This is a genomic window from Shouchella rhizosphaerae, from assembly GCF_036700015.1.
Taxonomy (GTDB): Bacteria; Bacillota; Bacilli; order Bacillales; family Bacillaceae_D; genus Shouchella; species Shouchella rhizosphaerae.
The window spans coordinates 2275942-2291392 of sequence record NZ_CP144921.1 but is presented as its reverse complement, the minus strand read 5'-3'; the positions used below and the strand labels follow the sequence as shown (position 1 = coordinate 2291392).

The 15451-nt window shown below is 44.9% G+C and carries 14 protein-coding genes; 3 read left to right on the top strand and 11 right to left on the bottom strand.

Features of this window, described 5'->3' with window-relative positions; translation table 11 throughout:
- The first annotated feature begins 1 nt into the window (after nt 1).
- Together V5G21_RS11410 and V5G21_RS11405 are read left to right on the top strand one after the other, a co-directional pair.
- Entirely contained in the window at nt 2–700 is a 699-nt protein-coding gene (locus V5G21_RS11410) for a hypothetical protein (RefSeq protein ID WP_095294747.1), read from the top strand.
- Between the two features lie 164 nt (nt 701–864).
- Entirely contained in the window at nt 865–1353 is a 489-nt protein-coding gene (locus V5G21_RS11405) for a small multi-drug export protein (protein ID WP_338464736.1), read from the top strand.
- Nucleotides 1354–1435: 82 nt separating this feature from the next.
- Here V5G21_RS11405 and V5G21_RS11400 read toward each other — a convergent pair whose 3' ends face one another.
- Nucleotides 1436–2638 (bottom strand): hypothetical protein, encoded by a 1203-nt coding sequence (locus V5G21_RS11400; protein WP_338464735.1) that lies wholly within the window; start codon nt 2636–2638, stop codon nt 1436–1438.
- Nucleotides 2635–3288: an ABC transporter ATP-binding protein gene (locus V5G21_RS11395; RefSeq protein ID WP_095255372.1), complete on the bottom strand. Its 654-nt coding sequence runs from the start codon at nt 3286–3288 to the stop codon at nt 2635–2637. The genes V5G21_RS11400 and V5G21_RS11395 overlap by 4 nt, the downstream gene beginning before the upstream one ends.
- 334 nt (nt 3289–3622) lie before the next feature.
- On the opposite strand from V5G21_RS11395, the gene V5G21_RS11390 reads away from it, so the two are divergent.
- Entirely contained in the window at nt 3623–3898 is a 276-nt protein-coding gene (locus V5G21_RS11390) for a hypothetical protein (protein WP_338464733.1), read from the top strand.
- A gap of 88 nt (nt 3899–3986) precedes the next feature.
- On the opposite strand, the gene V5G21_RS11385 is transcribed toward V5G21_RS11390, so the two are convergent.
- The 9 genes from V5G21_RS11385 to V5G21_RS11345 form a co-directional block, all read right to left on the bottom strand.
- Complete coding sequence (locus V5G21_RS11385) at nt 3987–5513, bottom strand: alpha-glucosidase/alpha-galactosidase (RefSeq protein ID WP_011245273.1); 1527 nt, start codon at nt 5511–5513, stop codon at nt 3987–3989.
- Nucleotides 5514–5545: 32 nt separating this feature from the next.
- Nucleotides 5546–6706, bottom strand: coding sequence for a multiple monosaccharide ABC transporter permease (gene mmsB, locus V5G21_RS11380; protein WP_011245272.1), 1161 nt, complete (start codon nt 6704–6706; stop codon nt 5546–5548).
- The gene (mmsA, locus tag V5G21_RS11375; protein ID WP_035205418.1) at nt 6690–8240 is read right to left on the bottom strand and encodes a multiple monosaccharide ABC transporter ATP-binding protein; all 1551 of its coding nucleotides are present in this window, start codon (nt 8238–8240) and stop codon (nt 6690–6692) included. Before mmsA ends, mmsB begins: the two co-directional genes overlap by 17 nt.
- Nucleotides 8241–8286: 46 nt before the next feature.
- A complete protein-coding gene (chvE, locus tag V5G21_RS11370) occupies nt 8287–9318 on the bottom strand; it encodes a multiple monosaccharide ABC transporter substrate-binding protein (protein ID WP_244153325.1) in 1032 nt (343 codons plus the stop codon).
- A gap of 204 nt (nt 9319–9522) precedes the next feature.
- Nucleotides 9523–10983, bottom strand: a complete 1461-nt coding sequence (gene araA / locus V5G21_RS11365; RefSeq protein ID WP_011245269.1) for an L-arabinose isomerase — start codon at nt 10981–10983, stop codon at nt 9523–9525.
- A complete protein-coding gene (locus tag V5G21_RS11360; RefSeq protein ID WP_095327131.1) occupies nt 10976–12661 on the bottom strand; it encodes a ribulokinase in 1686 nt (561 codons plus the stop codon). Before V5G21_RS11360 ends, araA begins: the two co-directional genes overlap by 8 nt.
- On the bottom strand, nt 12658–13365 hold the full coding sequence (locus V5G21_RS11355) for an L-ribulose-5-phosphate 4-epimerase (protein ID WP_035205424.1): 708 nt from the start codon (nt 13363–13365) through the stop codon (nt 12658–12660). The genes V5G21_RS11360 and V5G21_RS11355 overlap by 4 nt, the downstream gene beginning before the upstream one ends.
- Nucleotides 13349–14533 carry a sn-glycerol-1-phosphate dehydrogenase gene (locus V5G21_RS11350; RefSeq protein WP_095255375.1) on the bottom strand — a complete coding sequence of 395 codons (1185 nt, stop codon included), beginning with the start codon at nt 14531–14533 and terminating at the stop codon, nt 13349–13351. Before V5G21_RS11350 ends, V5G21_RS11355 begins: the two co-directional genes overlap by 17 nt.
- The gene (locus V5G21_RS11345; protein ID WP_095237063.1) at nt 14530–15318 is read right to left on the bottom strand and encodes an HAD-IIA family hydrolase; all 789 of its coding nucleotides are present in this window, start codon (nt 15316–15318) and stop codon (nt 14530–14532) included. The genes V5G21_RS11350 and V5G21_RS11345 overlap by 4 nt, the downstream gene beginning before the upstream one ends.
- Nucleotides 15319–15451: the final 133 nt, after the last annotated feature.

Below are 15451 nucleotides of genomic sequence, written 5' to 3'. Positions count from 1 at the left end.
AATGAACGTTGATTCGTTTAAAGCGTTGCTTTACAAAGATATAAAGGACTTGCGTTATAATGGCCAACTGCTTGTGCTTATCTTTTTTCCATTGATGTTTGTCATAGCTTTTTTTCTCCTTCAAAGTAACGTGCCGTTAAATATCTTGCTCATGATTACGTTGTTGCTGCTTCCTATCCATATTCAAGGGAATTTGCTTGCTGAAGAGAAAGAACAACGTACTTGGCGTGTATTAAAACAAATGGGAATTCATTTTTACCACTTAACGATTGCAAAAGCGTTCATCACCATATCCGTCACATTGCTGACAATCGTGGTCACCACTTTGCTCCAAGGGCAAACCATCTTCTATACTGCAATGGCAAGCCTTTTTACAGTTCCCTGTATCGTCATTATGATTTGTGCTGGGACATTGCTTGGTACTTATGCGAACAACACCGTTGAAGTAAATTTATTTGGGACACCAATCGTCATCTTTTTTATTGCCCTGGAAATAATCACCCGTTTCCTGTCGAACATAGGGCTACATTCCCTTGCCAACTTGATGCCAAACATTCTTTTCATTAGCGGAATTGATTTGATTGAATCTGGCCAAATTGCAGCTGCATTTACTTCTTACTTCTTGTTATTAGTCATATGGGCCGTTGTGGCCGTTATCGCAACCCGTTTACTCATAAAGCGAAAGGCCTTTACAGTGTGAACCTTTCCATAAAGTAGTAAGGCACTACATGTTTGCTCCATTCATGCTGGCTATAGCTACATTCACCATGATTTCCCCTCTTTTCACCCTTGTTTTAAGGCATGTGTATCCCCATTCCGATACAATGAGCGAAGAAACAATCACTTAAAAAAGGGGAAATGACAATGTTGCAAGATCTAATGAAATTTATTATCGAGGCAGACACCATATATCAATATATAGGCGTTTTTATTGTGTCGTTAATTCCTTTTTTTGAATCGTATGTGGCCATTCCGATTGGCATTGTATTAAACTTTCCGGTTATTCCCGTTGTCCTTCTCTCGATCGTTGGAAACCTCCTATCTGTGTATGTCTTTATTTGGCTAGTTGATAAACTGCGCAGAACAAAGAAAAGCACGAAAAACGAGGGGAGTAGACGAAAAAGAGCGCTACGTTTCTTTCAACGTTACGGAGTTCCAGGCGTCTCCTTTGCTGGACCGATAATTTGCTTCCATGTTGGTGCTGCGATTGCCCTCGGAGCTGGCACAAGCAGGCAGTACGTCACACTTTGGCAAACGATCGCCATTGTTGTATGGTCGGTCGCACTTGGCATCGCCTTCGCCTTTGGTGTCAATTTATTTGACTATTTCCCGAGCCTGAACGTCTTTTCATAAAAGAAGTTTCTTTTGTTTTTCGTTATTTTTTGGCCAAGCGCCTTTTGTAGAATGGTCTATAAAGGCGCTCCGGCTAATGTTTTTAGTTGTTTGTGTTTATTTCCCCCACTTGACCAACCTTTTTTGACGTAATTAATTGACGCTTCTCTACCATATAGGCATGTATACATAAGATAAATGTGATTATGCTTGCAAAAACAACCAATACGATTACTCCACTTATAAAGTCAATGCGGCCATTGTTAAATCGCTCAGCTAAAAAACCAGTAGCAACGTCTCCACCAAGAAAGTATGTGAAGGGGCTTAAGTGTAGGAATGGGTGCAAAGAGCTTATAAATTCATGTGTCATAGGAAAACCAACTGTAATCAGAATAGCAATCATCAAAGTCGCCATCTTGTTTTTTGTTAAAACAGCAGCGAAGGCTACGATCAGAACCAAATTAAAAATAGCAAGCACTTGAAGGATAAATGTCTTCATCATGACATTCCATAAAGGCATTGTTTCAAAGATTGGGCTCCCATTATTAACAATAGGATAGTGGAAAGAACCAGTTCCATTAAAAATACTTGCTAAGAAAAAACTGAAAACCAGAATAACGAAATAGAATGCGACAGTCACTCCAGCCATAAACGATAATTTCTTCATTAACAGGCTCGTAAACTTTTTAGGGAGTAAAACGTCAATGTTTATCCCCCCTCTGAATGAACGAAAAAATGCCTCTGACAGAATAAGTGATGCGATCAACATAAATAATGTCGGGAAAAGGCTTTCCATTACTCGATACGTAAACGTCGCCCCAAATTTTTCAAAATGCAATGTATCTGGTTCTGCGTTTAATTCAATTAAGCGATTATTCACATTGCGTGTCATCATAAACTGATCAATCGCTTCTTCTGGAAATAATTCTCCATTCGTCTCTTTATGTATATCCAAATTTCGATCGATCATTTTGTTAAAATAGACTAAGGCCTCTGAGAAATCGTTTTGATCAATAGCCTCTAAAATATGTTGACCCCAAGAGATGTTTTCTTCGACCTCGATTATAGCTTCTTCAAACATGATCCGGTTCTCTTCCGAGATATGAGGATTTTCTAATTCTTCCTGATAGAATGCAAGCGTTTCTTGATCATGATGTAAGTAACTTTGCATGTCTGCTCTAAAATCACTTCCGTCGATTGCATTTACGATATAGAGACCAACTACCCCTAAAAAAAGAATCGTTGTCGCTACGATTACAGCCTTGCTTCGGTAGATTTGTTTAAACAATAAGTAACTATAGCTCATCGATTTTCTCCTTTTTGACTTGCCTCTCTCATAACTAAAGAGCCGTTGCCTAACTCATAAATGTAATCACAAACTTTATAAATACGATCATCTTGATGTGATGAGAAGAGAATTGCTTTATTCTTGCCTTTCTCTCGTGCTAACAACTTTTCAAACTTTTCAATGCTATTTGTATCTAATCCAATTGTCGGTTCGTCCATTAACCAGTATTCTGCGCCACTAACCTCATACAGACCTAATAATACCCGCTGTTTCATGCCAAGCGAATACGTTTTGATAGGGATTTTAATATATTGATTCATTTCCCAATAATCTACCACATCATCTATACATGCATTTTTATTAGACCATTCTCTTTGAATGAATGTTAAATAATCAAAGCCTGTCAAGTTAGGATCAAACCATTCTGAACTTTCATAGTAAAACAGTTTCCGTTTTAATTCTGGCAAAGAATAGATTTCATGATTAGAAATGTAATAAATCGATCCTTTTGTTTCGCTGCGGATTCCTGCTATTGTCCGCAACAATGTCGTTTTTCCAGAACCATTTCGTGCTGATAACCCATAAATAAAACCTCTTTTCAGCTCAGCATTGCCATTATAGAGAAGTTTTTCTCTAGTCACTAAATCTAAATCCTCTATCTTTATCATTTTTCTCACTCTCCATAACACTATTCATACACATCTTTTTTAAGGGCCGTCAAGCATTGCAATATGAACAATTTTGTAGCTCTTATCTGTTTCGTAAGCCATAAAAACTCAGCTACTACAACATAAAAATCAAAGTTCACTCAACACTAGAGGAACTAGACTAGACTCTAATTTTGTCAATCTACTACTGTAAAATCCTATATTTTTTCCTTTAATTTTCAAAAAATTATTTTAAATAAATAGAAACTACAGTATTATATTATCATAGAACAAGAAGAATTGGAGCTTTCTTACTTTTTTACTTGTTCTAAAAAAATAAAAAGGGGTATGGTAAATGAGAAGCTTTCTAAGAAAAATGTTGACAGCTTTTGTAGTAGTTGGGCTTGTAACTGGCGGAACATTCGCTTTTACAGATGGGGAGGCTTCAGCTAAAAGAGTAGAAGACTATAGAGAGTATAAAAAAAATAAGATAACTGGCAAGGAAAGTAACAGTAAATGGTTTTATAAAACTGTTCCAAATAACTATAAACTTCAGAGGATTGCAAACGTAAAACAAAGCAGTGGTATCATTAATGATACATGGAGAGCTTACTGGATTTGGGGATTATGACTTAAATCAACAAAAGAAAAATCGACAAACACAGCCTTATATCCTCTCGTTTTATCAAAAAGGAGCCCCCTCATGGAGCTCCTCCTTTTTACTCGTTTGCAGAGTGAATGCTTTGCTCTGCAGCTGGACGCTTTATTGCTTTGTCTGCTTGACTGGCGTTTTTCATTGCTTCCGCTCGATTTTCTTTCATCTCAACAACAGTCTTCGTTTTCAGGCGGGCTGCGCCGCTCGTGTCCTTTGTCGCTAGCCGTTGCTGCGTTTGTTGCCTTTGTTTGGCTTCGGCAATGCTTGTTTTATATTGGGGCAGCCATTTTTCTTGGGCAATGAGCATGTCGTCGACAAGCTGCCAAATTTCAGGTGGGGTGCATACGGCCCCAGTGAGTGGGTCCATCATAAATGCTTGCCGCAAGAGCTGGTCATCTCCAGCTACGGCTGCCTCTACCGCAAGGCGTTGGACATTAATGCTCACGTTGCAAACGGAGGCGCAACCAATGGGCAAGTCACCTATGACGGGCATATTGATGCCGTTTCTATCGACGTAGCCAGGGGCTTCAATAATGCAATCAGAGGGCAAATTGGAGATGACGTTTTGGTTGACCACATTAAAATGCCCTCTGTAGATACGCCCTGTTTCTAACGCTTCAACAATATAGGAACCATGTTCTTGGCCGCGCTCGCTTTCAGCAAAAACGAAAGCCGGCTCGTTCATCCAATTAGGAAAGTCTTCTTTAAACCAGTTGCGCCCTTCTTTGCAAACGCGCAAATAGCCACCGGTTTCGCCGTTAATCCACGTGCCGAGGTCAATCCAATCGCCAATTTCCTCTTGCCGTTTTCGGTACCAAGGTACATATTCGCTTAAATGGCCGTTCGATTCTGTGCTGTAATAGCCAAAACGCTTGAGCATATCGATGCGTACTTTTTCTGTTTTGCTGTATTCAGGGTGGTTTTCAAACGCTTCGAGCAACTTGCCCGTTAAATCTTCGCCGTCATGTTTGATTTGAATGTACCAGGTTTGGTGATTGATACCGGCGCAGACAATGTCGACTTCTTCTGGCTGAAGCCCAAACACGTCGGCAATTTGGCGATGGCCGCCTTGAACGCCGTGGCATAGCCCAACTGTGTTGACACCGCCGTAGTGGTTGCACGCCCATGTGAGCATCGCCATTGGATTGGCGTAATTTAATAGGAGGCAGTCTTGTTCAGCAACGTCACGGATGTCTTCGCAAATGGCGAGCATTTCGTTGATGCCTCGTTGGCCGTACATAATCCCTCCTGCTGAAAGGGTATCGCCTACACATTGGTCGATCCCGTAACGGAGCGGAATATCGATGTCTTGCTCAAATGCTTCGAGTCCACCAACACGGACAACGTTAAAAATATAACGCGCCCCTGTTAACGCTTCTCTCCGGTCAAGGGTGGCGTGGATTTGAATAGGAAGGCCGTTTTCATTAATATCACGTTGGCATAACTGTGTCACCATGTTCAAATTTTCCTGATTGATGTCTGTGAAAGCGACTTCGATTGTGGAAAAGGCAGGAACAGACAGCAAATCCCGCAATAACATGCGGGTAAAGCCGATGCTGCCTGCGCCAATAAAGGCAACTTTAAATGGCATTTGTTTCATCCTTTCTTTAATAAGTGACCTTGTTATCCACGGCGCTTATTGACGACGTCGAATGCGACAGCAGCCAATAGCACAAGCCCTTTAATAGCCTGTTGCCAATCGATGCCAAGTCCGAGAATCGACATGCCGTTGTTCATCACACCCATGACGAGGCCGCCGACGACAGCGCCAATGATCGTCCCGACGCCGCCATAAGCAGAAGCACCGCCAATAAAGGCAGCCGCTATCGCATCGAGTTCGAATAAATTCCCTGCCCGTGGGGTGGCAGCATTTAGCCTAGCGGCAAAAATGAGGCCTGACAGCGCTGCAAGTATCCCCATGTTGACAAACACAGCAAACGTCACCCGTTTTGTTTTAATCCCAGACAATGCGGCGGCTTTTTCATTCCCGCCAACCGCATAAATGTGACGGCCAAACACCGTTTTTTTCGTGACGAAGGCGTAAAAGGCAATTAAGGCGACAAGCAAGATAAGAATGTTTGGAATGCCGCGGTAACTGGCTAATACAAAGGTAAACACTAGAATAACTGCTGCGATTGCTACTAATTTAACGGTAAACCAGGCCGGAGTAACAACTGGCAAATCATGATGAAGTTGTTTCTTTCTCCCCTTAATTTGGATCGCGATCAAAACAGCTGTTAGCACGACTCCAAGGAACATCGAAAAAAGATGAATCGACTCGCCATTAAACAAATCAGGCAAAAACCCTGAGCTTAGTTGTTGAAAAGTTGGCGGATAGGAAGCAATGGACTGCCCTTCAAGCATGATTAACGTAATTCCTCTAAAAATGAGCATGCCTGCTAATGTCACAATGAAGGCAGGAATTTGTACATATGCGACCCAAAACCCTTGCCAAGCGCCAACGAGAGCGCCGGCGATGAGGCAGATGAGAACAGCTAACACTGGGTGGACATTTAACTCAATCATTAAAATCGCTGACAGCGCACCGATAAAAGCAGCGACAGAGCCAACGGATAAATCAATATGGCCTGTAATGATAATCATGACCATTCCAATCGCCAAAATTAAAATATAGCTGTTTTGTAAAATGATATTTGTAATATTTAACGGCTGCAGCAAAATGCCATCTGTTAACAGCTGGAATAAAAGCATAATAAACAGCAACGCACAAGTCATGCTATATTGGCGCATGTTGTTTTGGACAATATTAAGAAATGCTTTCATGGTGATCCTCCATTTCCATTGTCATTCGCCTCATCAGACGCTCTTGGGAAAGGTCTTTCTTTTCTAGTTCTCCTGTGATGCGCCCTTTATTCATTGTATAAACACGGTCGGCCATGCCAAGTAGTTCTGGCAGTTCAGAAGAAATCAATAGAATTGCTTTTCCTTTAGCAGCAAGCTCGCGAATGAGCGTATAAATCTCATATTTTGCGCCGACGTCAATTCCACGCGTCGGTTCGTCTAAGATTAATACATCGGGGTCGGATAAAATCCATTTGCTTAACACAACTTTTTGTTGGTTGCCGCCACTGAGCTTGCCTGTTTCTTGCAAAATGGAATGCGCTTTAATTTGCAATTTCTTCATAAACGATTCTGCTACTTGTGTCTCTTTCATTTGATCGATGATTTGATTTTTGGAGACGGCAGGCAAGTTGGCCAGTGTGATGTTTTCTTTTATATCATTCATCAACACGAGCCCATAGGATTTTCGGTCTTCGGTCGCGTAGGCGAGGCCGTGATCGATTGCTGCCCGTACAGAAGGGATCGAGATGGCTTTGCCATCTTTTTTGATCGTGCCCGTTATGTTTGTGCCATACGATCTGCCAAATAAACTCATCGCCAGTTCTGTGCGACCGGCGCCCATTAAGCCAGCAATGCCAACAATCTCGCCTTTTTTCACGTGCAAATTGACATCATGGATGATTTGCCGATCCCTTTGCACTGGATGAAACACATTCCAATTTTCGATTGAAAACACGATATCGCCGATCTCACTTTGCCCTTCTGGATAGCGGTTTGTTAAATCCCTGCCGACCATCCCTCGAATGATGCGGTCTTCGCTCACATCTTCCGTATGCAAATCAAGTGTTTCAATTGTTTTGCCATCCCGTAAGATCGTAACCGAATCAGCAATTGCCTTAATTTCATTCAACTTATGGGAAATGATAATAGACGTCACGCCTTGTTCCTTTAATTCCGCTAACAGCTTGAGCAAGTTTTCGCTGTCGCTTTCGTTTAGTGAAGCCGTCGGTTCATCTAATATGAGCAATTTTACGTTTTTAGCGAGCGCTTTGGCGATTTCCACCAGTTGTTGTTTGCCAACACCGATATGTTTAATCAGCGTCTGGGGTGATTCTGCCAATTTCACTTTTTTAAGGAGTTCTTGCGCTTTCGTTGCGGTTTCGGCCCAATCGATAATGCCGCGTTGTTTTTGTTCATTTCCTAAAAAGATATTTTCGGCGATGCTAAGCTCTGGGATGAGAGCAAGTTCTTGATGAATGATGACAATTCGTTTCTCTTCGCTTTGTTTCAAGTCTTTAAAACGGCAAACATCGCCTTCAAACAAAATGTCCCCTTCGTACGTACCGTATCCGTAAACACCGCTTAGCACTTTCATTAACGTCGACTTTCCTGCGCCATTTTCCCCGCAAAGCGCATGGATTTCGCCTCGTTTCACTTTCAAATTGACATTGCTTAATGCCTTTACACCAGAAAACGTCTTGGTAATGTTTTTCATTTCCAGCAAAATATCGGCCATTTGCTTCACCTCTTTTTTAGAGCAAGCGGCTATTAGCAAGCCGCTGTTATTGATCAAGCTGTGACGCCTCATAGTAGCCGCTGTCAACCAGCACTTCCTCGTAGTTGTCTTGATCTACAACGACGGGCTCTTCTAAGAATGCAGGAACGACTTTCGCATTATTGTCGTACGTGTTTGTGTCATTGACTTCCGGTTCTTCCCCTTGAAGCACAGCTTCGGTCATCTCTACCGCCTTTTTAGCAAGCAGCCGCGTATCTTTAAAGACAGTCATTGCCTGTTCCCCTTTGATGACAGCATTGACTGCTGGAAGATCTGCATCTTGTCCCGTTATAATCGGCATAGTATCGACGGTATAGCCCGAATTTTTTAAAGAGGCGATAATGCCGATGCTTAACAAGTCAGCTGGCGCTAAAACCGCATGGAGCTCTTCACCCCCTCCATAATTAGAGCTGAGCAAATTGTCCATCCTGCTTTGCGCTTTGGCGCCGTCCCAGCCTAGAATGGCAATCTGGTTGAAATCCGTCTGCCCACTTGGGACCACTAGCTTGCCTTGATCGATATAAGGCTGAAGAACAGACATTGCCCCTTTAAAAAAGAACGTCGCATTGTTGTCATCTGGAGAACCTGCGAATAACTCAATATTAAAAGGCCCCTCTTCTTCTTCGAGATCTAAAGCTTCTACAATGTACTCTCCTTGGAGCACGCCGACTTTATAATTATCAAACGTGGCATAGTAATCGACGTACTCAGAATTCATGATTAAGCGGTCATACGAAATCACTGGGATGTTTTCAGCATTGGCGCTTTCGAGTACACTTGTTAGCGTTTCTCCGTCAATGGAAGCAATGACAAGGGCATCGACGCCTCGAGTGATCATATTTTCAATTTGTGAGAATTGGTTTTCGACAATATCTTCCGCATATTGCAAATCGGTGTCGTACCCTAACTCCTCAAAGTAGGCAACCATTTGGTTGCCATCCGCAATCCAACGTTCAGACGACTGGGTCGGCATCGCGATTCCGATCGTTCCTTTGCTGCCTTCCTCTCCAGAGCTTTGCTGGATGCAGCCAGCTGTCATGAAAAGAAGGCTGGCTACAGCGCCAAATCTAATTGCTTTTTGCATGACGTGCCTCCTACGCAATTTGATAACGCTTTCAATGTAATGGAGCTTGTTTCTCAAAATGCATATGCCTTTGGCTTGCTTTTCATACGCCTTTATTCCGCTGATGAAAAAGCAAGAAGCCGTACCTTTGTCAGCCCCTTACCTTTCTATGATGGTTGCTTAATAAGCGCGCCGGTTCCAAAAAAGTTCCTTTCTCACCTGGCCAACATTTGACTGATCATCGATAACGATACATTCGATCCCCATAAGGCTAGCCCAATCAGCCAATTGTTCTTTGGAAATCTCATAAGAAAACACGGTATGATGGGCACCACCAGCATAAATCCATGCTTCTGTCGCTTCCGAAAAAGAAGGCAGAGGCTTCCACAGCACGCTTGCTACCGGCAGCTTCGGCATGTCATGTGGGTTTTCAACTGCTTCGACCTCATTGGCGACTAAGCGAAAGCGGGAGCCCATATCAATAAGGGCTGCATTTAATGCACGGCCTGCTTTGCCTTTGAATACAAGCCGCGCTGGGTCCTCCCTATTCCCCATTGACAGCGGAGCAACTACAATTTCTGGTTTTTGGGCACTGATTGTCGGACAGACTTCGAGCATGTGGGAGCCTAAAATCATTTCCTGCCCAGGTTCCAAATGGTTTGTATAATCTTCCATGAAGGATGTCCCTACGTTGCCTGCCAGCACTTTTAGCACACGCAATAAGGCAGCTGTTTTCCAATCGCCTTCTCCAGCAAACCCGTACCCTTTTGCCATGAGACGTTGCACGGCTAGGCCAGGCAGTTGCTTCATGCCATGCAAGTCTTCAAACGTAGTCGAAAAAGCGCGGAAATCGCCTTGCTGCAAAAACCGCTCGATCCCTATCTCGATTCGAGCTTGCTCTTCAACGGCTGCTATATTTGCGTCTCGATGAAACGTATAAAGGCTCCGGTACTCATCCATTAGCGCATTGACCTCTTCTGTCGATACGCTATTGATGACTTCAACTAAATCGCCAATGCCAAAACCAGACACAGACCAGCCAAGCTTGATTTGCGCTTCGACTTTATCCCCTTCTGTCACCGCTACTTCGCGCATATTGTCTCCAAAACGAGCGATTTTCAGCTGTTTGCTCTCTTGATAGGCATTGACCGTTTTCATCCAGTCGCCTATCCGTTTCATAACGCGGGCATCTTGCCAATGGCCTGCTACAACTTTCCGGTCAATGTTCATTCTTGATACCATAAAGCCAAATTCACGATCCCCATGGGCTGACTGGTTCAAATTCATAAAATCCATGTCAATGTCGCCCCACGGAATGTCGCGGTTATATTGAGTATGAAAGTGGAGCATTGGCTTGTTTAACTCGTTTAGTCCAGCGATCCACATTTTTGCTGGCGAAAATGTATGCATCCATGTAATGATGCCAGCACAGTTGTTGTCGCCATTGGCTGCGCGAAACAACTCAAGTATACGCTCAGGCGAGGAAGCCACTGGCTTGAGAACAAGCTCCTCTGGCAACTTTTCCTTAAGGCGCTCCACCATCGCTTTGGAATGAGCTGCTACTTCATCCAGAGCTTCCTGTCCATAGAGCGGTTGGCTTCCAGTTATAAACCAAAATTGGTATTTTCCTTGTTTATGCATGCACGGCTCCTCCTTTTGCTCTGCTACGCAACTGCTTGAGTGTTTTCATCACATCGTTTTCGCCCCTGCCAAAGTAGTCATGGAGTTTGCTATATTCCTCGTATAGAGCCTGATATAAACGGACATTTTCATGATTTGGTTTAAAGGAGCGCGCTTTCGTGTGTGCCATTTTTTCGGCGGCAGCGAATATCGTCTCATACCCGCCAGCTTCATCGCCTGCAGCAACACTTGCATACATGGCGGCCCCAAGAGCAGGCGTTTGTTTTGAAGCAGCCACTTTGATTTCAAGATTTGTGACATCGGCGTAAATTTGCATGAGCAACTCATTTTTTTGTGGCAGCCCTCCACACGCATATAGAACGTTCACCTCTACGCCGCTGTCCCTGAAAGCGTCAATAATTTTTTTCGTGCCAAATGCGGTCGCTTCCAGCAATGTCCGATACAATTCTTCTGCTTTTGTTTGCAAGGTGTATCCTAAAATAAGCCCTGTCAAATTTGCATCGACAAGCGTTGAACGGTTTCCGTTCCACCAATCAAGAGCGAGCAAACCGGTTTCGCCAGGACGGTAAGCGGCCGCCTTTTCTTCTAGCAACGAATGAAGTGGTTTTCCTGCTTGTTCCGCTTCTTGCTTCAAGTCAGCGGGAATGCCATGTTTCATCAGCCATGCAAATATATCGCCAACTGCAGACTGCCCTGCCTCATAGCCAAAGTATCCTGGCACAATGCCGTCTTCTACTACGCCGCACATCCCTTCGACTTCTCTTTCCTCTTTAGCTAAGACAAGATGGCAAATCGATGTGCCCATGACCATAACCATTTTCCCTGGTGTGACAACGCCTGCTGCTGGGACGGCCACATGAGCATCGACATTCCCTACCGCAACAGCCGTTCCAGGCTTAAGGCCAAGCGTCTCCGCCATTTCTGCTGTTAATCCACCGGCACGTTGGCCTGGGGCAAGGATATCACCGCGGAGTTTCGTCGTTGTCAGCTGGGCAAGGCCTGGATCTAGCGCGGCAAAAAAGGAGTCGTCTGGATAGCCCTCGCGTTTATGCCACATCGCCTTATACCCTGCTGTACAACTGTTGCGTACAATTGTGCCAGTGAGCTGTGCTACCACCCAATCCGTTGCTTCTAAGAAAGCATCTGCTTTCTCGAACATGTCGGGGTCTTCATTAAAAATTTGCCAAATTTTCGACACCATCCACTCGGATGAATATTTGCCTCCGTACCGAGCTAAAAAGGCCTCTTTTCGTTCCTCAGCAATGCGGTTGATTTCATCGGCCTCATCTTGGGCGGCATGGTGCTTCCACAACTTCACCCAACTGTGGGGCCTGCCCGCGAGTTGGGGGTCGAAACATAGGGGATCCCCATGCTTGTCAATCGGAAGCATGGTACAGGCGGTAAAGTCAATGCCAATGCCAATCACTTGAGAAGCGCTTATGTCTGCGATTTCTACAACCTTTGGCACCGATAAACGCAGTACATCTAAATAGTCGCCAGGATGTTGCAATGCCCACTCTGGCTCTAGCGAACGCCCGCTGTCTGGCAAGCATTGATCGATAACGCCATGTGCGTAAGGGGTTACATGTTCAGCCACTTCGGCGCCATTTTCTAAATCAACCAAGACTGCCCTCCCCGACTCAGTCCCATAATCAATTCCAATCGTGTAGCGCTTCATCCTTTTGTATCTCCCCTTTCCTGCCCGTAATAAGCATGTTCTCCGTGCTTTCGCAAATAATGGCGATCAAGAAGCTGTTGCGAAATGCGTTCGGCATTTGCGTTAAGCCCGATTGTATGAGCTGCCATTTGCGCCACCTCTTCGAGCACAACCGCGTGGTAGACCGCTTCTTTCGGCGAGCGCCCCCATGTAAACGGGGCATGGCCGTGGACGAGAACAGCTGGTGTCTCAAGTGGGTCTTGAAGACGGAATGTCTCGGCAATCACATGGCCCGTCTCTTTCTCATAAGCGCCATTGATTTCTTCTGGCGTCATTTTCCGCGTACATGGCACTTCCCCGTAAAAATAGTCCGCATGAGTGGTCCCAAAGGGAGGAAGGGACATGCCCGCCTGTGCCCAACTTGTTGCCCACCGAGAATGGGTGTGGACAATCCCTTGTATATCTGGAAAGGTTCGATATAGAACGAGATGTGTCTCAAGATCCGATGAGGGGTTGAGCTTCCCTTCAACAAGTTCACCATCAAGGGTAACGACAACGATATCTTCTACATGCATCTCGTCGTAGTCTAATCCGCTTGGTTTAATGGCAACAAGGTTGTTTTCACGGTCAATGCCACTGGCATTTCCCCACGTGAATGTGACAAGCCCGTGTTTCGGCAAACTTTGATTTGCTTCCCATACGTGGCGCTTAAGAACGTCCAACATGAGCATCACCTTCTTTTTTCATTGTTGTGCCTTCACGATAAAGACGCAAAAGCGTATAACGGTCTCTCAGCAAATAGGCGTGCTGTAAGCTTTCCTCAACAAGTTCTGGAGCAATCGGTACGAGAGCTTCGTTCCACCCTGCCTGCTCAAGCAGCGCTTTTACATCGTCAGGGTCTGGCAATGCTTCAACAAGAGCAATCACTTGCTTCGCTTCTTCGTCGCCCAAAAACCGATGTACGTCTGGAAGCACAGTGTTCTTATAAAAGCGGTTGATGATTTGCGTCGATAAGCCAACTTTTGCGCCGTGCAGCAACTGCTTTTTCCCTAGTCTAAGCGCTTCCATTTCCCAGTAATGGGAAAGATGGTGCTCGGCACCTGAAGCAGGATGGGAATAACCAAACAAGGCCATTGCTAAACCGGATGTAAGCAAGCTTTCCATCAGTACCTGCACGCCCGCAGACGTCCTCTTGCCAATGTCTGCGACTTTATCGACACAAGCAGAAAGAGCCTCCTCTGTTAAATCAGCTACCAACTCGGAATAGGCCTCACTTTTTAGAAGAGAGCCAATTTTCCAATCGAATAATGACGTATACTTGCCGACCATATCGCCAAATCCAGCAGCAATCAAAGCAGGAGGTGCGTGTTGCAAAACAACCGTGTCGGCAAATAAAGCAATTGGCGCGACAAGTTGATATGTTTTTTTCGAGCCTTGCACGACAATCGGCGCACCGAGAGAAGTGAAGCCATCCACAGATGGGGCAGTCGGTATCGACACAAACGGTTTGTTCGTTTTGCCACTTACAAAGCGGACGATGTCATGAATCGTTCCCGCGCCGACAGCGACAAGCAACTTCGTCGATTGCTCTACTTTTAGCATGACGCTAATAAGGGACGCTTCGTCGGCGATGATATCGCCATTGCTGTTTGGTTCTAACAGATGCCAGTCTGCTTTTACGCCTTTTTGGCATAAGTGGTCGTGCAAATCGCGTCCTGCGGCTTTGTACGTATGGGAATCAGCAACAAGGACAACGCCTGATTCGGCTTGCTTGGCTATGAAAGCAGCCGCTTCGCGCAAAGCCCCTTCCGCCACGACAATTTGCTCGAGTGGCAAAGGATACAAATCCTCTTTTGAGGCGCGAATCCGTGCTTTTAATGCTGAGATATTCATAAGTACCCCCTTAAGTCATCAATGCTATTTAAAACGTAATCCGGCTGTCGCTTTGGCGGAAGCAGCTCCACTGCTTCTTTACGGGTATTACCTGTTAGCACAAGGGCGGTTTTCATTCCTTGCATTCGCCCAAGCCCGATATCCGATTCAAGGCTGTCGCCGACGATCAAGCATTTTTCTGCTGGCGCCTGCACATAAGTTAGGGCTGCCTCCGCCATAAAGCAAGAGGGCTTGCCAATGACAAGCTCGGTTTTGCGCCCTGTCGCCGCTTCAATGGCGCCAATAAATCCGGCAACATCAATAGCTTGGCCTGCTTCGTCTGGATAGGTTTTGTCGGCATTGGTGGCGATCATTCGGGCGCCCGCGGAACTTGCTTTAAAAGCAGCATTCAACTCTTCGTACGTAATCTTATCGTGAAGCGTCACAACGACAAAGTCAGCCTCCTCTGGCGTCTGGGCGATTTTAACCCCTGTATACAGCAATTCTTGGGCAAGCCCTCGATTCCCAAGTGGCCAGACTGCAGCTTTCGGATAATGTTGCTTTAAAAAGGAGGCAGTTACAGTTGAAGACAGTATCAATGATTCAGGGGCTGCCATAATCCCATGGCGCTCCAGCTTCTCAAGCCCTTCCTTCCTAGATACATTGCCGCGGTTGCTTAAATAGGCAATTCGCTTGCCAGCTTCTTGTAAGGAAGCAATCGTCTCTTTTGCGCCTCGTATGAGGCGGTCGCCTTGAAAAACGGTTCCATCTAAATCAAGGAGCACTGCTTCCGTGTCTGCTAGCATATGAAATCCTCACCTTCGCCTTTTTCCTTTATCTATTTTTATTACTTCGCCTCCCTTACCTCAGCATTCTAAAACCTGTGGTTGTCGGCAAATATTGATTTAATCTTAACGTGGCTCATAATTAAAGCGCTTC